The organism is Mycobacterium sp. 1081908.1 (assembly GCF_001673535.1).
In the GTDB taxonomy this organism is placed as follows: domain Bacteria; phylum Actinomycetota; class Actinomycetes; order Mycobacteriales; family Mycobacteriaceae; genus Mycobacterium.
In genome coordinates this window covers 123,798-143,108 of the sequence record NZ_LZLY01000104.1, presented here as the reverse complement: position 1 = coordinate 143,108, position 19,311 = coordinate 123,798, and the positions used below count along the sequence as shown (strand labels likewise).

The following is a 19,311-nucleotide window of genomic DNA, read 5'->3' as shown; positions in this document are numbered from 1 at the left end:
GCCGGCCGGAAGCCGACCATGGCGATGGCGATCCCGGCGGCGACGGACGGACACAACAAACCGGTCATGGGCAGCCTTTGCCCGGCGCGTAGGTGTCAAAACCTAGCAAAAGCGCGGTGCCCCTTATGTGGATTTCCACCGGTTCCCCCGAACCTCACGTTTAACCGTGTCAGAGTTGGCTGGACGCTAGCGTCCAATTATCCACCAGCAACACAGCCGATGTCAGCGACGACCGTTTAGGAGGATCACGATGGCAAAGAGCAGCCGACGTCGGGGCCGCCTCGGCCTGGGCGTTCTCATTATTTTGTCGTTGCTATCGCTCGCGCTGATTGGCTACGGGGGGATTAACTTGTGGGCACAGCATTCCGGCCTTGCGGCTCGAATGACAGTCCTTGAATGCCAGCACCATCGGTCCACTCGTAGCGTTCGACAACCGATGCCCTTTCCGTGGAAACCTGACCGCGACAGCTGTTTCGGCGCGATTGCAAACACGCCCCGCACATACGAAACGTCGATGCATATTTCGGGTGCGAAGTTCAGCGACATCGGTCATGACATCGACGTCCACATTCGGGGCCGTGAGGCGGTCGCGGACGCCTGGTTGATTCCGCCCATTTACCTCGGGGTGGGTTGCGCTTTGGCCGTTGTCGTGCTGATCGCCGCTGTCCGCCGCCGACGGCGCTCACCGGGCGACCCTTGGGATTACGAGCCCCCAGCACCCTTGACCCCGTGACCCGCTGAGATGACGACGATCCCGATGGTGTCGACGGGAACTGGACGACCGCCCGCAGCGGATCGGTAGTCAAGCGAACGCAAGAATTTCGCAAGCGCTCTGTGGCAAATTAGCGGCGTGGCCCTGGATGGGAGAAGCGAAGGGAACCGGCCATGAACACCTCTCACCTCCTGACGCGGATCATTGCCCGGACGCTGCTGTCGGGCGGCGTCGCGGTGGCCGGTCTGGGTCTATCCGCAGGCATCGCCGAGGCCTACCCTCCCGGTTGCACACAACCCAGCTGTTGGTGTCCAGGGCAACCCCTACCCGGACATGTCGTCGGGGATTGGGATATGACCGCGTGCCACGACTGGCACAATCCCCGGATAGACGACCCGAGTTTGCCGATCGGCGAAGTGGTACAGGGACCTATGGACTGCTATTACGGGCCTGGCTGGCCCCCGAAACCCCCGTGCAAGGCTTGACGCGCAGAGCGGTCGTCGGCCCGGCAGCACGCTGTCAACACAATGACGTTGAGGTTTAACCGAACTCGCCCACGCGGTGCACAGGTCGGCGTCGAGAACGTCCACCAATACCTCGGCAACCCCAGCATGACCGTCCTGGGCAAGCTGCCGGTCACGTTCACCCGAGAGCGAAACTGAGCTAGCCGGCCGCCAGGACCGGACAGCGGTCCTTCATCTCGACCTCGCAGGCCAACCCAAAACACGAATTCTCACAACTCCGGGTGTGATCAAACTCCCTTAGGCGCATACGCTCCAGTCGACGAATCGGGCACGCTATCCACGAACGTCATCAACGGGGAGGTTGGGGGGATGTCGTCATGAGTTCACGATCGACGCTGGAACGCTGGGAACGCCGCACCGAATGGCCACTTGCCGGCATTGCTGTCGTCTTCCTGGTCACCTTCTCCGTCAAGGTGCTCGTTAATCCGGGTGGACTCCCGATGTTCGCGCTCAACGTGATCCTGTGGGCGCTGTGGGCAGGATTTTCCGTTGACTACTTCATTCGGCTCACGCTTGCTCCCCAGCGAGGGCGGTGGTTCGTCCGACACATATTGGATTTCGTGATCGTCGCTGTCCCATTCCTGCGGCCGCTCCGGTTGCTGAGGTTGGTGGTCATCGTCGCGGCATTGCAAAAGGCGTTTGGTGATGCCGTACGCGGGCGCATCGTCGTCTACACCGCGACCACCGCCGTGCTTCTCGTGTACGCGGCATCGCTCGCCGTTCTTCAGGCCGAACGTTCCGAGCCAAGCGCCCACATCAGAAACTTCGGCGACGCGGTGTGGTGGTCGATCACCACGATCACGACCGTCGGATACGGCGACTTCTACCCGGTGACCACGCAAGGCCGGCTGGTTGCAGTGATGCTCATGATCGGCGGTATGAGTCTCATCGGCATGATCACCGCGACGGTGGCGTCCTGGATCGTCCATCGTGTCGCCGACGAGGACACTACAAAGCAAGCCGCAACCGCCGCGCAAATCGACGAGCTGCGCTCGCAGATCGCGCAACTCACGAAGTTGTTGACCGACACTTCCCCGGAACCGGTCGCCGCCGGCTCGCAACGCGCCGCGACAAAACGCTAACTCTTCAGGCCAGCCACACCGGATTCGTCAACGCGACCATCGCACCCAGCGGGCGGCGCTGCGCCTCGCGGATCTCCAGCCGCGCGAAGCGCGCCGACGCGGCGTCGATCTCCCAGCGCAGCATGGTCCGCGCCGGCCCGGTCACCGCCGCCCGGCCGACGCACCCCTCCGCGGTGATCAGCGAAGCAGTCGTCCCGGCGGCCCCGGTAACCATGGCGGTGACGGTCACCGGAGCGTCGGGCGAAACCGGCAGCGTCTCGCCCATACCCGCGCCCCGGCCCGCACACGACGCAGTGAGTTCCACTGTCACACCACGTGATCGGGCGATGTACGAACGGCCGCGACGCACCCCGTCGACCACAGCCGGCGCCGACAGCTCCCGCGCATAAACGACGGTCTGCGGCGAACCGACCGGCTGCTGACGAGCATGGGAGTCACTGCCCCCGACCGCCACCACGCGCCGACCCTCGCACAGCAGCCGCTGCCAAATGCGCAGCGACACTTCGTCGTCGAGGTTCCACCGGCCGTTCCACACCTCGAGCCCGTCGACGTGGTCAAAACCGAACTCCCACAACGACCCCGGCACCGGCGCGGCGGGATGCGCGGCGATGACGAGCCCGCCGCCGTCCCGGACTTCGGACGCGAAGCGCGGGAACACCCCGTCACGCGGCGCGTACCGCCAGTCGACCCAGCCACCCGGCGGCAGCCCGACGGCCAGCCAGTGCCCGTGCCGGGTGGTGACCTCCTCGCCGGGGATCACCAGCAACCCGCCGGTGCGGCACGCCGGCCACACCCGGTTGGCGGAGTTGGTGTTGTGGTCGGTGGAGACGATGAAGTCCAGGCCGCTCTCGCGGGCGGCCGCCACCAGCTCGCCGGGGTGGCGCTGGCCGTCGGAATGGACGGTGTGCAGGTGCAGGTCCCCGCGATACCAACCCGCCCGCCCGACGGACGGGGCCGGATACGCGACGACGGGAGCGCTTTCCGGACCGGACTGCCCGCGTTCCAGCGTGACGCGCGCCTCCCAGGCCATTCCCCACGGGCTCAGGACCACCGGACCGAGGGCGACCGCCCACAGACCGGGCTCGATGCGGCCCGCAAGGTAGCCCGGCGTGGCGTGACTGGCGGAAATCACGAAGCCGTCCCGCGCCCCGCCGGACCATCCCCGGAATCCGGCCGCATTGCCCAGCTCGTGCCCCGCCGGCCCAAACATGCCCAGATCCAACACGTTTCGGATTGGTCCGCCCACCGCGAATCGGTCGTGCGACGTGCTGACCCGAATTCGCTGAACCCCCAACGGAACCTCGAACGGCAGGTACGCCCACTGGTCGATCCCGAAGCCGAACCGCCCCGAAAACGACAGATGGATCGCCTGGGCCTCTCGCCGCTCAATCGCGATGCTCACGGCCGCCCTCCCCTTTCGGTACACCGCCAGGATTCGGCACCAAGGGGTTGGAACGCTTACGACGACACGAACAGCATTCGTCGGGCCACTGTCGCGTTCATGAGCCGTCGCGAGTGTGATGTTGTGCACAGCGCCGCCGGAAACGCCCAGCAGCGACGGCACTGGCGACGCGAACGCGTGTGACCTGGCCCGCGTTCAAGTTTCCGGACCCGCCACGCTCGGTTAGTCTCTGCGAAACCTCCCGGCTGCGATCAGCCGGTGCGCCGGTGCCAGCGCCGGAATCACAATTCCAACCCGTGGGAGATCCATGTCCAAAACGCCGGGCGATTTCGCATATGACCTGACGCTGGACGAAGCGCGTCGGCGCGCCGCCGTTCTCGAAGCGATCGGCGGCGACTGGGATCCCGTCGAGGTGCTCGCGGAAGAAGAGCGCGCCTGGGACATGCTGTACAGCGGGCTGGACGACGACCAGCAGCGGATCTACGACGAGCTTGTCAGCGCGGGAGTGCTGCCGGATCGGACCGCGAACCGTGTTACCGATTGATCCCCACGCCGACCGCGGCCGACGCGCCTGGCTCCCCTGCCCGCAATGCGATCACGGCAGGCACTGCGACGACTGCCGCGGCCCCCGCAACTGCACGAACCACTGGCAGTACCTGCTGAGCAACCGGGCCTGGGTCGTGCACCTGCAGTGCCCGACCTGCGGCCATCTCTGGAGCGCCGATACCCGATAGCCGGCGATTAAAGTGAGTCGATGATCGATATCACGGCGCGGTTTTCGGAAATCGTCGGCGAGCACAACCTGCTGACCGGCGACGCGATCCCCGAGGACTATTGGCACGACGAGGTGTTGACGTCGGCGCCGCAGAAGCCGGCTTTCGTCGCGAAACCGGCTACGGCGGAAGAGGTTTCGCAACTGCTCAAGGCCGCGAGCGAGAACAAGATCCCGGTGACGGCCCGCGGATCCGGCAGCGGCCTGTCCGGCGCCGCGATCCCGCGTGAGGACGGCCTGCTGATCTCGTTCGAGCGGATGAACGCGATCCTCGAGGTCGACACCGTCAACCAGGTCGCCGTCGTCCAGCCCGGCGTGACGCTGACCGAGCTGGACGCCGCGACCGTCGACTCCGGGCTGAGCTACATGGTGCAGCCGGGCGAGCTGTCCTCCAGCGTCGGCGGCAACGTCGGCACCAACGCCGGCGGCATGCGCGCGGTCAAGTACGGCATCGCCCGCCACAACGTGCTCGGGCTGCAGGCGGTGCTGCCGACCGGCGAGATCATCCACACCGGCGGCAAGATCGCCAAGGTCTCCACCGGCTACGACCTGACCCAGCTCATCGTCGGCTCCGAGGGCACCCTAGCCCTGGCCACCGAGGTGATCGTCAAGCTGCACCCGCGCCTCGACCACGCCGCGACGGTGCTCGCGCCGTTCGCCGACTTCGACCAGGTCATGGAGGCCGTGCCCAGGGTCCTCGCCAGCGGTCTGGCGCCCTACATCCTCGAATACATCGACAACATGACGATGGCCGCGCTCATTCACACCCAGAACCTGGAGCTGGGCATTCCGGACCAAGTGCGCGACAGCTGCCAGGCGTATCTCGTTGTGGCGCTTGAGAACCGGACCGCAGAACGACTGGACGAGGACGTCGAGCGGGCCGGGGAGCTGGTGGTCGAGCTGGGCGCCGTCGACGCCTATGTGCTGGAAGGGGTTTCGGCGCGCAAGCTGATCGAGGCGCGCGAGAAGGCGTTCTGGACGGCCAAGGCGATCGGCGCCGACGACATCGTCGACACCGTGGTGCCGCGCTCGGCGATGCCGAAGTTCCTCGCCGCCGCGCGCGAACTGGCGGCGACGGCCGGCGGCGCGGCGGCCGGCTGCGGGCACGCGGGTGACGGCAACGTGCACCTGGCCATCATCTGCAAAGACCCGGCCAAGAAGAAGCAGCTGATGACCGACATCCTGGCGCTCGCAATGGAATTGGGCGGCGCGATCTCCGGCGAGCACGGCCTCGGCCGCGCCAAGACACCGTACTTTCTCCAGCTCGAGGACCCGGTCAAGGTCGACCTCATGCGCCGCATCAAGCAGAGCTTCGACCCGGCGGGCATCCTCAACCCCGACGTGCTCTTCGGCGGCTAGAAACCCGGCCACCACGGTGACGGCGAGGCCGGGGAACCCGGTGGTGCCCACCGGGGCGTTTTCGCCAACGTGCGATCGCGGGCCGACTTCAAATCCCATGCGTCACAAGAAGTCAGGGGTATGGCAATGTGCCCGCCTCACAGCGACAACGACGGACGCCCTCGCCGTCGCATCTGAGATTGTCGCTATGAGGCGGGCACGAAGGGTGCCTCCTCGGCCAGAGGCCAGTGTGGTCAGTGTGGTCAGTGTGACTTACCCGGCCGACGCGTATTGCAGCACCGGCTCCGACGAGTCGACATGACCATTACTGATGATCCGAAGCCGTTCCGGACGCACCTCGTAGCGAACCCCGTTTTCCGGATTGGTGACGTCGAACCCGTCGGAAGAACGCACCGCGTCGGTCAGCTCGATGTGGGCGCCGTCGCGGATGCGCTCGCCCCGGTAGTAGAAACTGCCGGGCGCGGTTTGGCACACCACCGCGAGCGACTGGGCTGTCCGCACCACCAGGGCCGGCGGACTGCCCGGGTCGCACCGCGCCGTCTCACCGACGAAGCCCAGCCCGTCGGCGCCCTGGACGGGCTGTGACAGCGACGGCGTCTTCGTCGTCGACGCGGTCGGGGGCGCCGCCGTATGAGGCGATGCACCGTTGCGCGTGCCGCCGAAGACCACCAACGTCGCCGCGATGACCGCCGCGACAACCAACAGCGCCACCGCCGCCCCGGCCACGACGACGGGCGCCCGGCCGAGCGCGGGGCGGCCCGGCCGCTGCGGCCCCGGCGCGGGCGGCGGATACGGGCTGTAACCGGTGTCGTCCGGGTTTGGGTAGACGGTCGAGAACGCCCGGGTGCGTGACGGCGCGCTCGGAGGCGCCTCGGGCGGAGGCGGTGGCGGCGCCGGCTGCGGGGTCGCCGGCGTCAGCCCGAAAGCCGCCCTGGCCAGTTCCCCCGCGGAGGAGAACCGCGCGGCGGGATCCTTGGCCATCCCCCGGGCGATGACGGCGTCGAGCGCCTTGTCGATCCCCCGGCGCATGATGCTCGGCCGGGGCGGGGGCATGAGCAGGTGCGCGCTGATCAGCTGCGGGATTTCCGCGCCCTCGAACGGCGCTTGCCCCGTAAGGCACTCGTAGAGCACACACGCCAGCGAGTAGACGTCGGTCTGCGGTCCCACCGGGCCGCCGTTGAACCGTTCGGGCGCCATGTAGGCGCACGACCCGATGAGCGGTCCGCCCGCCGTCAGGCTCGGATCCCCGTGCGCCTGAGCGAGGCCGAAGTCGACCAGGTACGCGAAGTTGTCGCGGGTGAGCAGCACGTTCTCCGGCTTTACGTCGCGGTGCACCAGGCCCTCGGCGTGGGCCGCGTCCAGCGCGGACGCCACCTGTGCCGTGATCGCCGCCGCCTGCCCGGGGTCGAGCGCGCCCCGCTCCCGAAGCAGATCTTTCAGGCTGCCGCCGTCGACCAGGCGCATGTCGATGAACAGCACCCCGTCGATTTCACCGAAATCGTGCACCGGGATGACGTGCGGTTCCTGCAAGCGCGCCGCCAGCTGGGACTCTCGCCGAAAGCGCTGCTGGAAACCCGGGTCCGCCGCCATCTCGGGCCGCAAGAGCTTGAGCGCGACCATCCGACCCTTGTTCGTGTCGTAGGCCCGGTACACCTCGCCCATCCCGCCCGCGCCGACCAGTGACCGCAGCTCGTAGGGCCCGAACCGGGTGCCAACCCGCGAGCGGCGATGCGCCGTAAACAATTGGACGTCCTTTCGCTGGTTCGACGACTGGCCTGCACCAGGATTCCCGCATCAGGGGTGCGGATAACGCGGTGTCAGCGGACGATCTCGATCTCGCAATGCACGCCCGAAGCACGTGAAAGGCGGGTATCAGCGGTGAGGAGGGCGACCCCCAAGACCTTGGCGAGCGCAATGTATGCGGCGTCATAAGGCGTAACAACATGGCGCAGTTCCCAGATGCGGTCGAGCAACGGCTGATGCGACGACCGACGTAGCGGAAGATCCGCCAAGTCCGCCAGCGCACTTGCGGCTCTTCGAGCAGGCATCAGTTTCGCGGCGACATGGCGACGCCACACCGAGATCACCTCGACGTCGACCAGCTCTGGAGCGACCAACGTCTCGCCCGCCAACCGCACCCTCGCGTTCCGGCCATCCGTGCCGTCACCGCCGAGCGCTACCGCCAATACGCTGGCATCAACGACGATCACGTTCCGCCCGGATGTGCTCAACTGCTCCCTTGAAGGAAACCCCGCCCCCACGGTGACCGGCGACGCGGTCCAAAACCTCGTCCAGAGTGGGCTGGCCCGCCTCTGCGATCAGACGGCTCCGAAGGTATTCCTGCAGGGACTGATGCGCGCGGGCGGCCCGCTCACGCAGAACTCGGTGGGTGTCCTCCGGAACGTCCTTAATCTGCACGCTAGGCATGGCGCCATTTTGGCGCCAATGGCGCCAAAATACAAGCGCTGACCCCAGATCCCATGCGTCACAAGAACGGAGGGACACGGCAACGTGCCCGCCTCACAGCGACTGTGAAGACCCGCCCGCGGCCCGGCGGAGGCTTGTCGCTATGAGGTGGGCAGAAAGGGTGCCGCCTCTTTCCAGGGACGCATGTGGCCAATGTGACTCGGCGGCCCGTTCACATCCCAAAGTGGGTGCGACGGACGGCCGCAACGGCCTCGGACGGCCCGCTCACCTCGACGTGGGCGGCGTCCTGGCGGCCGAACAAATAGAGAAGCAACTCCCCCGGCGGCCCACTGAGCAACGCCGAGGGCGCACCGGATCGAACCGTCACCCGCTCGCCGCGACCGGCCCACTCGACCTCGAGCCCGCATCCCCGAAGCCGACGGCTCAGAAACCGACCCCCACGGCGCACGTTTCGCCACAGCCCGGCATCCAGCTCGGGCCCAAGCCTCCGAACCCCCAGCCCATTGGCCCGGCGCACGTCCTCCTGATGGACGAAGCACTCGTTGAGGTTCGCCATCTCGCGCACCCACTTCAGGCGAAAGAACCCAACCGGCGGGCCGGACCGGAACCGCGCGACCAGCCCCGCGAAGTCCGAGCGCGCCGCCAACGCGGCGCGACGCCGCTCGGCAAACCGTTCGAACGGCCCGGGCAGGACCATGCACGGGCCGGCCACGACATCGTGCTCGCGCAACACCAGGTGAGCGGCCAGATCGTGGGCAGTCCACCCGTCGAGCAGGGTGGGAACGGACGGCCCGAGCTCGTCGAAGAGATCGCACAGCGAACGGCGCTCGGCGGCATCTAGCACCACAACGCGGAAGTCTACGGGCGCCTCTTTACAGTGAGGCCATGCAGAAGGCTCGACTCGTCCACAACCTCCGGCAAGCGGCGTCCCTCGTGGTCACGGCGGTCACGGCCACCTCCACCCTCAACGCCTACCGGCCGCTGGCGCGCAAGGGGTACCTGTCGCTGTTCTCGTGGTTGTTCGGCCTGATCGTCACCGAGTTGCCGCTGCAGACGATGGCCAGCCAGCTCGGTGGGCTGGCGCTGACGGCGCGCCGGCTCAACCGGCCGGTGCGCATCCTCGCCTGGCTGACGGCGGCCGTCTCGGCGGCGGGCCTGCTGAACTTCAGTCGCGCCGGTCACCAGGCCAACGTGCCGCTGTCCAAAGCGCTCGACGAGGGTCTGGGACCGAGCAGGCGCACCGACTCGGCCGACCTGTGGCGCCGCCCCAAAGGGCCCGGCATCGCCAAGGCGCCGGGACTGCTGCGCATGATGCGGATCTACCGCGACTACGCCCACGACTCCAACATCAGCTACGGCGAATTCGGCAGCGCCAACCACCTGGACATCTGGCGACGCCCGGACCTCGACCCGAATGGCCAGGCGCCCGTGCTCTTCCAGATCCCCGGCGGCGCGTGGACGACGGGAAACAAACGGGGGCAAGCACATCCGCTGATGAGCCACCTCGCCGAGCTCGGCTGGATCTGCGTGGCGATCAACTACCGGCACAGCCCGCGCAACACCTGGCCCGCCCACATCGTCGACGTCAAACGCGCCCTCGCCTGGGTCAAGCAGCACATCGCCGACTACGGCGGCGACCCCGACTTCGTTGCCATCACCGGCGGCTCGGCCGGCGGCCACCTGTCGTCGCTGGCGGCGCTGACGCCCAACTACCCGCAATTCCAACCGGGATTCGAGGAAGCCGACACCCGGGTGCAGGCGGCCGTGCCGTTCTACGGGATCTACGACTTCACCCGCCTCGACGCCTCGCTGCACGCGATGATGCCCGGGCTGCTCATCAAATCGATCATCAAGCAACGGCCCTCGACGCACCTCGAGACGTTCAAGGCCGCCTCGCCGATCCACCACGTAAACCCCGACGCTCCCCCGTTTTTCGTGCTGCACGGCAAGAACGACTCGCTGGCCTTCGTCGAGCAGGCCCGCGACTTCACCAGCAGGCTGCGCGAAGTCAGCACCCAGCCCGTCGTGTACGCCGAATTGCCTTACACCCAACACGCTTTCGACATCTTCGGCTCGGCCCGCGCGGTGCACGCCGCCGTCGCCGTCGAGCAGTTCCTCGCCGAGGTCTACGCGAGCACTCGGGCCACCACCCCCGCCGCCATGGCCGTCGGATCTTCCTGAATCCCCACCGCCCTCAGCTCGCCGCCGATGGCGAGCGACGCGACGCCGTGCACCAGTGACCACAGCGGCGCAGCCACCGACCGCGGGTCCTGACCGTCGACGACCCCCGTGAGCGCGTCGACGAGCTCGCCGAACGCCTGCTCGCCGGCGACCGCCAAACCGGGATGGTCCGCCTTGCCGATGTCGGCGCCGAACATCACCCGGTAGTGGTCCGGATGGGCGACGGCCCAGCGCACATACGTCCTCCCGAGCTCGACCACCCTGGCCTTCGGGTCCATTTCCGGCACCGCGACAAGGGACGCGTGCAGCTCGCGGAAGCCCTGTTCGGCGACGGTGGCCAGCAGCGCGGCCTTGTCGGCGAAGTGCCGGTACGGGGCCGCGGCGCTGACGCCGGCGCGCCGCGCCGCCTCGGTCAGCGTGAAGCCCTTCGGCCCCTTCTCGGCCACCAGCGACAGCGCAGCGCTGGTCAAGGCCCTTTTGAGGTCACCGTGGTGGTAGCTGTCGCGCCGCGCGGCGGTGCTCGAACGTGCCATGTTGACGACATTAACATTCCGTACTATGTTAATGCTATTCACATCCCCACGAAGGGACAGGACCCATGACAACCACCACCATCGCTCGCGCCGGCGACCGCGACCGGCAGAGGACCGCGACGAACCTGGGCCAGGCGCTGGCGCAGGGCTACCTGGAGCTCGATGAGTACGACCGGCGGCTGCAGACCGCCTTCCAGACCCAGACCACCGGGGAGCTCAAGCAACTCGTCGCCGACCTCCCGCTGGATCGCATCCGGCGCGCCGACCCGCGCCGCCGCGCCGCCGCCGCGCGGAAGGCGCGCGCCAGCGTGCGCATCCATCTCGCCGCATTCCTCGTGACGACTACGGTCGTTCTCACCGTCTGGGCGGCGACGGGCGTGACATACTTCTGGCCGATCTGGCCGATCCTCGGGACGGCGGTCGGCTTCGTCAGCCACGCCCTGGCCGTCCGCCCGATCACGAAAAAAGGTGTCTAGCAATGTCTATCGCCGTCATCACGGGAGCCAGCTCCGGCCTGGGCGCAATCTTCGCCGACCAACTCGCACAACGCGGCCACAGCCTCGTGCTCGCGGGTCGCGACGAAAACCGCCTCAAGGCGGTGGCGCAACGCATCAACCAGCACGCCGAACTCGTGGTCGGTGACCTCGGGACCGACGAAGGCACCGACGACCTCATCGCCCACCTGGCCGACAAAGACGTCGACGTCCTGGTCAACAACGCCGGGTTCGGCACCTACGGCCCGTTCGCCGACGTCGACGCCCAGCGGGAGCACGAGCTGGTCGCGGTCAACGTCGACGCGCTGGTGCGGCTGACCCACGCCGTGCTGCCCGGCATGCTGGCCCGCGGGCGCGGCGGCATCCTGAATGTGGCCTCCACCATCGCCTTTCAGCCCGGCCCGTACCAGGCCACCTACGGCGCGTCGAAGGCGTTCGTGCTGTCGCTCAGCCAGGCGCTGTGGGCCGAGACCCGAAAGTCCGGTGTCACCGTGACCGCGCTCTGCCCCGGCCCCACCCGCACCGGGTTCGTCGATGCGCTCGGCGAGGACGTCTCGCATACCGCCGTCTATCGGCGCCTCGCCGCGCCCGAACCCGTCGTCGCCGCCGGGCTGAAGGCCCTGGACAAGGGGCGCGCCGTCGTCGTGCCCGGGTGGCGCAATCGGTTCACGTCCACCTTCGCCCGCCTGGGACCCAGTTCGATCTCGGCGCGCGTCGCCGGCCGGATGCTGCGGCCCGCCGGACGCTAGGGCTTGGGCCGCACCCCGGCAGCGCGGTACACGAAGACCGGGTCGACCGGAAACCGCAGCGACGTGGTGGGCAGCTTGTCCAGCACGTCGGCGGGGATCTTTTTCCGGTAGTTCAGTTTCATCGAGCCGGAAAAGGCGGGATCGACTCCGTGCAAGTCGATTTCGATCGCTAGGCCCTTCTCGGCGATGGTGGCCCGCGCCGGGCCCCTGTCGCTGTCCCACGGGCAATCGATGGCCCGCAGGTTGGCGTCCGCGCGGACCGGGAACAGCGCCACGATCCGCGCCTTGCTGAACCCGAACCCGCCCGCATAGCGCGCCACGCCGGTGGCGGAATAGACGCCCGGCACGTGGCCGCTGAAGTGCCGGCCCACCCCGACCCTGCCGGCGGTGAAGATGACGCCCTCGGCGTCGAGTTCTTCGCGCAGCGGCGCGGGCAGCTTGCCGATCTCGGACCAAATGCGAAGGAAGCCAAACACAGTCAAGACCGTAGCCGGGCGCGCACGCGTTTGCCAGGGACGTTTACTGCACCGTGACGTTGGCCGTGTAAGTGCACGCCGTTTTCGAGTCCTTGCCGACGATGCTCGTGTACGCGGTGGTGATCGTCGTCTTCCCGGGCTTGAGGGCGTCGAACGTCCAGACCTCGGTGCCCGGCGCCCCCAGCGCGTCGGAGGTCGGCTGCACGAACTCGTGACCGGTTTGCTTCACGATCGTCGGATCGCCGATCTTGGTGTTGATCGTCCACCGGTACGGGGTGGTGTAGTTCGAGCCCAGCCTCAGGGTCAACGTGTTGCCGACCCCCAGCGTGACGTCCTGCGTGATGGTGTTCTGCTTCAGCACATCGCCCATCGCGACCTCGAGGGTCTGGCTGGTCGGCGGGTTGCGGGACGCGAAATGGCAGCCCATCAACGTCGATGAAACGAGGATCGCGACGGTCACCAAAGGCCTGATCTTCACGACGGTCATCGCCCCCATTATGACCCGCAGCCTATGTCGGCAGCCCGGCCCGCGGCGGGCGAACGCTATTAGACGAACGTAAGGAACCGTGGCAAGTACGCGCGAATGGCGTCCCGATAGGGTCGTTCGCCGGACGCGATCTGCTCACGGAGGTACTGCTCGAAGGTGATCGCGCCGTCGGCGTGCTCCGGGGCCAGCAGCCCGCCGGCGCGGATTCCACCAGACACCTTGCCGGGCAACCGAATCGGGACGATCGGCCGGCGCTTGCCGGCGATCGTCAGGTAGCTGCGGGCGAGGTCGTCGAGCGTGCGCGGCTGCGGGCCGGCGAAATCCGGCGCCCGCCCGATCGGCTCGCCGAGCGCCAATTCCGCCAACCGGGCGCCGACGTCGCGCACGTCGACCGGCTGGAACCGCAGCCCCGACGGCAGCGCCATCACCGGCGGCTTGGCGAGCATGCGCAACAGGAACGCGATCAGATCGTGAAACTGGGTGGCCCGCAGCACCGTCCACGGCACCCCCGACTCGGCGATCGCGCGTTCGTTGGCGAGCATCATGCGGTAGAGGGCAAATGGGACGCGGTCGATGCCGACGATCGAGACGTAAACCAGATGCGATGTGCCCGCCCGTTTCGCCGCCGCCACCAGCTGCTCGGCGGGATAGACGCAATGCACGATCGCGTCGACGCCGTCCACCGCCGCGTCGAGCCCCGCACCGGATTGCACGTCGCCGACGACATGCTCGACGTCGGCGCGCTGGTGCCGCCGCCGGCCGCGGCTCAGTACGCGGACCTCCTTGCCCGCCGCGGTCAGACGGTCGACCACGACGCGCCCCACGGTTCCGGTGCCGCCGGTTACCAGGATTCGATTCGCCATGCCCCTATGAACCGGGCAGGCCCGCCGGATGTGACAGCTGCCCGGCCAGGAATCGCAATTTGTCGGGATTGGCCATGACCCGCAGGGCCGCGATCCGGTCGTCCGCGATGTCGAAGCACAGGACGCCGGCCAGCCTGTCGGCGTCGAACGCCAGCATCGCCGGCTCGCCGTTGACCTCGGCGACCTCGACACGCATCGGCATCTGCGCCAGGTTTCGGCCGAACACGCGCGCCACGTAGTGGGCCATCCGGTCGCGGCCCGAGATCACGCGCCGGGCGGCGCCGACCTTGCCGCCGCCGTCGGCCGTCGACGTCACGTCGTCGGTCAGGATCTCGACGAGCCCGTCCACGTCGCCGGCGCGGGCGGCGGTGAAGAATCGGTCGACGAGGCGCCGCCACTGCCGCCGGTCCGGTTGGAACCGCCGCCGGGATTCACCCAGCCGCTCCTTTGCCCGCCGGTACAGCTGCCGCGCGTTGGCCTCCGACGTCTGCAGGATCTCGGCGATCTCAAAATGGCTGTAGGCGAACGCTTCTCGCAGGACGAACGCCGCGCGCTCGGTCGGGCCGAGCCGCTCCATCAGGCTCAGCAGCGCGATGGACACCGACTCGCGCTGTTCGGTGGTCTCGAGCGGGCCGAGCGTCCGCTCGTCGGTGAGCACCGGCTCGGGCAGCCACGGTCCGGGGTAGACCTCCCGGCGGGCGCGGGCCGACGTGAGCCGGTTGAGGCACAGGTTGGTCACGGTCGTGGTCAGCCAGGCCGGCAGCGATTCGATGGCCTCCGCGTCCGCGCCGTGCAGGCGCAGGTACGCGTCCTGCACCGCGTCTTCCGCCTCGCTCGCCGACCCCAGCAGCCGGTACGCCAACCAGAACAGCCGCGGCCGCTGGGACTCGAAATCCTGCGCGACGTCGGTCACCCTGCCAGACTGCCACGCGGAGGTGGGCACAGATGACGATGCTGGCAGTGCGATTGCTCCTCGGCGGGATGTTCGTTGTTGCCGCGCTGGCGAAGCTGACCGATCGCGACGGCGTGCGGCGCGCGGTGACGGCATTCGGAGTGCCCGCGGCTGCCTCCGTGGGGCGGGCGCTGATCGCGGCCGAGTTCGGCATCGCGGCAATGCTGCTGGCACTGCCGTCGACCGGCGCCGTCGCGGCGTTGATCGCGCTCGCCGGATTCAGCGCCGTCGTGCTGGCGAGCCTGGCGCGCGGCCGACGCCTGGAGTGCCATTGCTTTGGCCGGCTGTCCGCGGGGCCGCTGGGGTGGCCGACCGTGGCCAGAAACGGCTTCTTCGCGACGCTGGCCGCGTACGTCGCGCTCGACGGCCAATCAGGCTGGGCCCTAACGGCTTTCGCCGCGGCCATGCTCGGCCTGTGGCTCGGCCCCGCGGCGCACCGGCGCTGGGCGTCACGGCCGGGCGTCAAAGCCGCCGCCCTCGCGCTGCCCGACCGCACCGGCCGCATCCGCACCCTCGACGAGCTGGGCAACCGAAAGCCGCTCGTGCTCGTCTTCAGCCAGCCCGGCTGCGGCGCGTGCGACGCCCTGCTGCCCGAGGTGGCCCGATGGCAGAGCGAGCTGGACGGGCGCGTCACCGTCGCGCTGATCAACGGCGGCCCCGCGGGCCACCGGGTGCCGCTGGAGCTGATCGACGAGTCCCGCGCCTCCTTCGCCGCGTACGGCATCACCGCCACGCCCAGCGCCGTGCTCATCGAGGGCGGCCAAAGAACGGACACGGCGCGCGGCGCCGGCGCCATCGGCGAGCTCGTCGAGCGGGCCGCGGGAACGGGGCAGAGCACGTTCACCCGCCGCGGGCTGCTGCGCAGCGCATCGGTCGGGTTGCTTCCCGTCGTCGGCGCCACGGCGGCCGCCTGCGATTCGGGCGGCAAGGGCGCCCAGCCCAGCAATGTCAACGCCTTCGAGGTCGACGGCGCGTGGCTGTGCAACCAAACGTTCGCGCTGTGCACCACCGCGCCGTGCGTGCCGTCGCCGACCGATCCCAACATCTCGATCTGCAACTGCGTCGTCGTCAACGGCTACTCGGTCGGCTTCAAGAACTGCACCGAGCGGGCCCAAACCGGCAGCAAGGTGCGCTCGGCGTTCTCCACGGTCAACGTCAACGCCAACTTCGGCGTGCTGAGCTGCCCGTCCGGGGTGCCCTGGGCGAACTGCCTCGACGTCGAGTGCGAGATCGACGCCACCAATCCCGCCGTGGCCAAATGCCAATGCCTGACGGTCAAGACCGGCGAGTCGCTGACCTTCGGCGGCGGCTGCGACACCGCCACCTGCACCTCGACCATCTGGTCGGCCGCCACCCCGGACCTGCCGGCCACCACGCAATACCGCAAGGGCATGAACCAGATCGGTCAGCCAGTTAACTTCCCGAAGACCTGCCCCGCGCCGCATCCGTAGCTCGGCGTTTCGGGACGCGCGTTTGCTGAACCTCGGGTAGCTTCTGTGCATGTTTGGCATCATCCGGCCCTGCCGTCATCGCCTCGGGGGCGAGCTCGCCGACGCCTGGCGGGCCCAGTTGTGTGGATTGTGTCTGGCGCTGCGCGACGACTACGGCCAGGTCGCGCGGATCGCCACCAACTACGACGGGTTGGTGGTCTCCCTGCTGGTCGAGGCGCAGTCGGCCGAGCAGCCGACGCGCCGCAAGGCCGGGCGGTGCCCGCTGCGCGGGATGAAGCGCGCCGACGTCGCCACCGGCGACTGCGTGCGGCTGGCCGCGGTGGTCTCGCTGGCGCTGGCCGCCGCGAAGGTGCGCGACCACGTCGACGACCGCGACGGCATGGTCGGCGCGGTCGGGGTTCGCCCGGCGGCGCGGCGCATCGCCGAGCGCTGGGTGCGCCAGGGCACCGACGCCGGCCACACCTTGGGCTTCGACACCGGCGTGCTCGTCGCGGCGATCGACCGGCAGGCCGCGCTCGAAGCCTCCGCCGGCCCGGGCAGCCCACTGCTGGCGGTGACCGAGCCCACCGAGACCGCGGTCGCCGAAGCGTTCGCGCACACCGCCGTGCTGGCCGGCCGCCCCGGCAACGCCGCGCCGCTGCGCGAGATCGGGCAGTTGTTCGGCCGGGTGGCCCACCTGCTCGACGCCGTCGAGGACTACCGCGAGGACGTGGCCCGCGGCAAGTGGAACCCGTTGGCGGCCACCGCAACTCCCATCGAAGAGGCCCGCGCCCTGTGCGACGACGCGGCCCTGGGCATCGAACTGGCGCTGGCCGATGTCGAGTTCACCGACGGGCGCCTGGCGCAGCGGCTGCTGACCGGCGAGGTGCGCCGCGCGATCAAACGCACCTTCAGCCACGCCGGCTACACCGCGCAGAGCGGAACGCCGCGCGGCCAGCAGGAACCCATCAACTTCGGCAACCAACCCGGCCCCGGTGGTCCCGGCGAGCCCGAGGGTGACACCCCCAACCCCGGAAAACGCAAGAAGGGCGGCGACGGCGGCTGCTTGTGCTGCTGCGAGAGCTGCGAGTGCTGCGACGATTGCTGCTGCGATTGTTAGAACTCGTGGCCTACCCACATGACTCCTGAATTTGATATCGCATGCGCTATCACGTTTGAGAGTCGCCCGCCCCTTCCCTGAGGTGGCCGTGGGACGGGTGTGACTCAAACCCCAACCGGCGCACGTCGTACCCGTCCGGCAGGATGGGCAGGTGTTTGGCCTCGTCCTGATCGTCGCGCTCGTTTCCACCGTCATCGTGGGAACGGTCCTCGGCCGGCGCTATCGCGTGGGTCCCCCGGTGCTGCTCATCTCGCTCGGCGCCCTGCTCGGCCTCATCCCCGATTTCGGTCACGTGCACGTCGACGGCGAGGTCGTGCTGCTGTTGTTCCTGCCGGCGATCCTCTACTGGGAGGGCATGAACACCAGCTTCCGCGAGATCCGCGCCAACGCACGCATCATCGTCTTGCTCAGCATCGCCCTGGTGATCGCCACCGCGGCGGCGGTGTCGTGGACGGCGCGATCGCTGGGCATGGACCCCCACGCGGCGGGCGTGTTGGGCGCCGTGCTGTCCCCCACCGACGCCGCCGCCGTCGCGGGCCTGGCGAAAAAGCTGCCGCGCCGACAGCTGACCGTGCTGAAGGCCGAGAGCCTCATCAACGACGGCACCGCGCTAGTGCTGTTCGCGGTGAGTGTCACCGTGGCCGTCGGCGGCTCCGCCATCACACCGCTCCAAGTGAGTAGCCGGTTCGTCCTTTCCTACCTCGGCGGCATCGCCGCCGGCCTGTTGGTCGGTGGGTTGGTGGTGCTGGCGCGCAAGCGAATCGACGCCCCGCAAGAGGAAGGGGCCATGAGCCTGCTGACGCCATTCGCGGCGTTCCTGCTGGCGCAGGCATTCGACTGCAGTGGCGTGGTCGCCGTCATGGTGTCGGCCTTGGTCCTCACCTACGCCGGGCCGGTGGTGATCCGAGCCCGCTCCCGCCTGACGGCCTTCGCGTTCTGGGACATCGCGACCTTCCTGCTCAACGGCTCGCTATGGGTGTTCGTCGGCGTGCAGATCCCGGGCGCGCTGCACGGCATATCCCACGTCGACGGGGGCCTTCGCCACGCCGCCTACATCGCCCTGGCCGTCACCGGCGTGGTGATCGCCTCCCGGATCGTGTGGGGCGAGGTCACCACCGGCCTGATTCGCCTCATCGACCGCCGCGAGGTCCAGCGCCAGCGCCGCGCGCCCTGGCGCCAGCGGTTCGTGATCGCGTGGGCGGGTTTCCGCGGGGCCGTGTCGCTCGCCGCGGCGCTGGCCGTCCCGGCCACCACACTGAACGGCAGGCCCTTCCCCGACCGCAGCCTGCTGATCTTCATCGTGACCTTCGTCATCCTGGTCACCGTCCTGATCCAAGGCAGCACGCTGCCCGCAGTGGTGCGCTGGGCCAAGATGCCCGACGACCTCACCTACGTCCAGGAATTGGAAATGGCCCGGTGCCGGGGCAGTCAAGCGGCGCTCGACGCGCTGCCGACGGTCGCCGACGAGGTCGGCATCAGCGAAGAGCTATTGGGGCGGCTGCGAAAGGAATACGAAGAAAAAGCCGCATTGGTCAAGGCCACCGAAGACGGGTCCACCAACCACAAACTGGTCAAGGGCAAGGAGAAGGTCCGACAGGTACGCCTGGGCGTGCTCGAACAGAAGCGCCGGGAAATCACCGCCCTGCGCAACCAGAACCTCATCGACGACATCGTGCTGCGCGAGCTGCAGAACGAGATGGATCTCGAGGAGGTCCAGCTGCTCGACGCCGCCGACGACGAGTAGGGCG

General features: G+C 68.5%; 20 protein-coding genes. 11 read left to right on the top strand and 9 right to left on the bottom strand.

What is annotated here, in order from left to right; translation table 11 throughout:
- Window positions 1-250: 250 nt before the first annotated feature.
- The 3 genes from A5655_RS27950 to A5655_RS17365 all read left to right on the top strand — a co-directional run bounded on the left by A5655_RS27950 (window position 251) and on the right by A5655_RS17365 (window position 2,318).
- Complete coding sequence (locus A5655_RS27950) at window positions 251-733, top strand: hypothetical protein (protein WP_156764898.1); 483 nt, start codon at window positions 251-253, stop codon at window positions 731-733.
- Between the two features lie 506 nt (window positions 734-1,239).
- On the top strand, window positions 1,240-1,374 hold the full coding sequence (locus tag A5655_RS29135) for a hypothetical protein (protein ID WP_255362007.1): 135 nt from the start codon (window positions 1,240-1,242) through the stop codon (window positions 1,372-1,374).
- Window positions 1,375-1,553: 179 nt separating this feature from the next.
- Complete coding sequence (locus A5655_RS17365) at window positions 1,554-2,318, top strand: potassium channel family protein (protein WP_067011967.1); 765 nt, start codon at window positions 1,554-1,556, stop codon at window positions 2,316-2,318.
- A gap of 4 nt (window positions 2,319-2,322) precedes the next feature.
- Here A5655_RS17365 and A5655_RS29255 read toward each other — a convergent pair whose 3' ends face one another.
- Window positions 2,323-3,720, bottom strand: a complete 1,398-nt coding sequence (locus A5655_RS29255; protein ID WP_067011965.1) for a CehA/McbA family metallohydrolase — start codon at window positions 3,718-3,720, stop codon at window positions 2,323-2,325.
- A gap of 307 nt (window positions 3,721-4,027) precedes the next feature.
- Between A5655_RS29255 and A5655_RS17355 the strand changes: the two genes are divergently transcribed.
- A complete protein-coding gene (locus A5655_RS17355; protein WP_067011963.1) occupies window positions 4,028-4,264 on the top strand; it encodes a DUF6400 family protein in 237 nt (78 codons plus the stop codon).
- A 210-nt stretch (window positions 4,265-4,474) separates the two neighbouring features.
- Window positions 4,475-5,851, top strand: a complete 1,377-nt coding sequence (locus tag A5655_RS17350) for an FAD-binding oxidoreductase (protein ID WP_067011961.1) — start codon at window positions 4,475-4,477, stop codon at window positions 5,849-5,851.
- 252 nt (window positions 5,852-6,103) lie between these two features.
- Here A5655_RS17350 and A5655_RS17345 read toward each other — a convergent pair whose 3' ends face one another.
- From A5655_RS17345 to A5655_RS17330, 3 genes are all read right to left on the bottom strand, one after another.
- A complete protein-coding gene (locus A5655_RS17345; protein ID WP_067011959.1) occupies window positions 6,104-7,594 on the bottom strand; it encodes a serine/threonine-protein kinase in 1,491 nt (496 codons plus the stop codon).
- 74 nt (window positions 7,595-7,668) lie between these two features.
- On the bottom strand, window positions 7,669-8,061 hold the full coding sequence (locus A5655_RS17340; protein WP_067012019.1) for a type II toxin-antitoxin system VapC family toxin: 393 nt from the start codon (window positions 8,059-8,061) through the stop codon (window positions 7,669-7,671).
- Window positions 8,062-8,489: 428 nt separating this feature from the next.
- Window positions 8,490-9,125, bottom strand: coding sequence for a TIGR03085 family metal-binding protein (locus A5655_RS17330; RefSeq protein ID WP_067011957.1), 636 nt, complete (start codon window positions 9,123-9,125; stop codon window positions 8,490-8,492).
- 38 nt (window positions 9,126-9,163) lie between these two features.
- Between A5655_RS17330 and A5655_RS17325 the strand changes: the two genes are divergently transcribed.
- Window positions 9,164-10,459: an alpha/beta hydrolase gene (locus tag A5655_RS17325; protein WP_067011955.1), complete on the top strand. Its 1,296-nt coding sequence runs from the start codon at window positions 9,164-9,166 to the stop codon at window positions 10,457-10,459.
- Here A5655_RS17325 and A5655_RS17320 read toward each other — a convergent pair.
- On the bottom strand, window positions 10,405-10,992 hold the full coding sequence (locus A5655_RS17320) for a TetR/AcrR family transcriptional regulator (RefSeq protein ID WP_067011953.1): 588 nt from the start codon (window positions 10,990-10,992) through the stop codon (window positions 10,405-10,407). The genes A5655_RS17325 and A5655_RS17320 overlap by 55 nt on opposite strands.
- A 65-nt stretch (window positions 10,993-11,057) precedes the next feature.
- Between A5655_RS17320 and A5655_RS17315 the strand changes: the two genes are divergently transcribed.
- Both A5655_RS17315 and A5655_RS17310 read left to right on the top strand, forming a co-directional pair.
- Complete coding sequence (locus tag A5655_RS17315; protein WP_067011952.1) at window positions 11,058-11,468, top strand: DUF1707 domain-containing protein; 411 nt, start codon at window positions 11,058-11,060, stop codon at window positions 11,466-11,468.
- Window positions 11,469-11,470: 2 nt separating this feature from the next.
- Window positions 11,471-12,235, top strand: a complete 765-nt coding sequence (locus A5655_RS17310; RefSeq protein ID WP_067011950.1) for an SDR family oxidoreductase — start codon at window positions 11,471-11,473, stop codon at window positions 12,233-12,235.
- Here the strand turns inward: A5655_RS17310 and A5655_RS17305 are convergent.
- The 4 genes from A5655_RS17305 to A5655_RS17290 form a co-directional block, all read right to left on the bottom strand.
- Window positions 12,232-12,711 carry a hypothetical protein gene (locus A5655_RS17305; protein WP_067011948.1) on the bottom strand — a complete coding sequence of 160 codons (480 nt, stop codon included), beginning with the start codon at window positions 12,709-12,711 and terminating at the stop codon, window positions 12,232-12,234. The two genes, A5655_RS17310 and A5655_RS17305, sit on opposite strands and share 4 nt — an antisense overlap.
- Before the next feature lie 43 nt (window positions 12,712-12,754).
- Window positions 12,755-13,189, bottom strand: coding sequence for a protease inhibitor I42 family protein (locus tag A5655_RS17300; RefSeq protein WP_067012017.1), 435 nt, complete (start codon window positions 13,187-13,189; stop codon window positions 12,755-12,757).
- A gap of 68 nt (window positions 13,190-13,257) precedes the next feature.
- Window positions 13,258-14,061, bottom strand: a complete 804-nt coding sequence (locus tag A5655_RS17295) for an SDR family oxidoreductase (protein ID WP_067011947.1) — start codon at window positions 14,059-14,061, stop codon at window positions 13,258-13,260.
- A 4-nt stretch (window positions 14,062-14,065) separates the two neighbouring features.
- Complete coding sequence (locus A5655_RS17290) at window positions 14,066-14,974, bottom strand: RNA polymerase sigma-70 factor (protein WP_067011945.1); 909 nt, start codon at window positions 14,972-14,974, stop codon at window positions 14,066-14,068.
- Window positions 14,975-15,006: 32 nt separating this feature from the next.
- Between A5655_RS17290 and A5655_RS17285 the strand changes: the two genes are divergently transcribed.
- The 3 genes from A5655_RS17285 (at window position 15,007) to A5655_RS17275 (ending at window position 19,307) form a co-directional block, all read left to right on the top strand.
- A complete protein-coding gene (locus A5655_RS17285; RefSeq protein WP_082978714.1) occupies window positions 15,007-16,464 on the top strand; it encodes a MauE/DoxX family redox-associated membrane protein in 1,458 nt (485 codons plus the stop codon).
- Window positions 16,465-16,513: 49 nt separating this feature from the next.
- Window positions 16,514-17,563: a DUF5685 family protein gene (locus A5655_RS17280; RefSeq protein WP_067011943.1), complete on the top strand. Its 1,050-nt coding sequence runs from the start codon at window positions 16,514-16,516 to the stop codon at window positions 17,561-17,563.
- Between the two features lie 151 nt (window positions 17,564-17,714).
- Window positions 17,715-19,307, top strand: a complete 1,593-nt coding sequence (locus A5655_RS17275; protein ID WP_067011940.1) for a Na+/H+ antiporter — start codon at window positions 17,715-17,717, stop codon at window positions 19,305-19,307.
- Window positions 19,308-19,311 lie beyond the last annotated feature (4 nt).

Coding starts and splice junctions, on each gene's coding strand:
- A5655_RS27950 (WP_156764898.1), top strand. CDS start 251: ATGGCAAAGAGCAGCCGACGTCGGGGCCGCCTCGGCCTGGGCGTTCTC.
- A5655_RS29135 (WP_255362007.1), top strand. CDS start 1,240: ATGACGTTGAGGTTTAACCGAACTCGCCCACGCGGTGCACAGGTCGGC.
- A5655_RS17365 (WP_067011967.1), top strand. CDS start 1,554: ATGAGTTCACGATCGACGCTGGAACGCTGGGAACGCCGCACCGAATGG.
- A5655_RS17355 (WP_067011963.1), top strand. CDS start 4,028: ATGTCCAAAACGCCGGGCGATTTCGCATATGACCTGACGCTGGACGAA.
- A5655_RS17350 (WP_067011961.1), top strand. CDS start 4,475: ATGATCGATATCACGGCGCGGTTTTCGGAAATCGTCGGCGAGCACAAC.
- A5655_RS17325 (WP_067011955.1), top strand. CDS start 9,164: ATGCAGAAGGCTCGACTCGTCCACAACCTCCGGCAAGCGGCGTCCCTC.
- A5655_RS17320 (WP_067011953.1), bottom strand. CDS start 10,992: ATGGCACGTTCGAGCACCGCCGCGCGGCGCGACAGCTACCACCACGGT.
- A5655_RS17315 (WP_067011952.1), top strand. CDS start 11,058: ATGACAACCACCACCATCGCTCGCGCCGGCGACCGCGACCGGCAGAGG.
- A5655_RS17310 (WP_067011950.1), top strand. CDS start 11,471: ATGTCTATCGCCGTCATCACGGGAGCCAGCTCCGGCCTGGGCGCAATC.
- A5655_RS17295 (WP_067011947.1), bottom strand. CDS start 14,061: ATGGCGAATCGAATCCTGGTAACCGGCGGCACCGGAACCGTGGGGCGC.
- A5655_RS17285 (WP_082978714.1), top strand. CDS start 15,007: ATGACGATGCTGGCAGTGCGATTGCTCCTCGGCGGGATGTTCGTTGTT.
- A5655_RS17280 (WP_067011943.1), top strand. CDS start 16,514: ATGTTTGGCATCATCCGGCCCTGCCGTCATCGCCTCGGGGGCGAGCTC.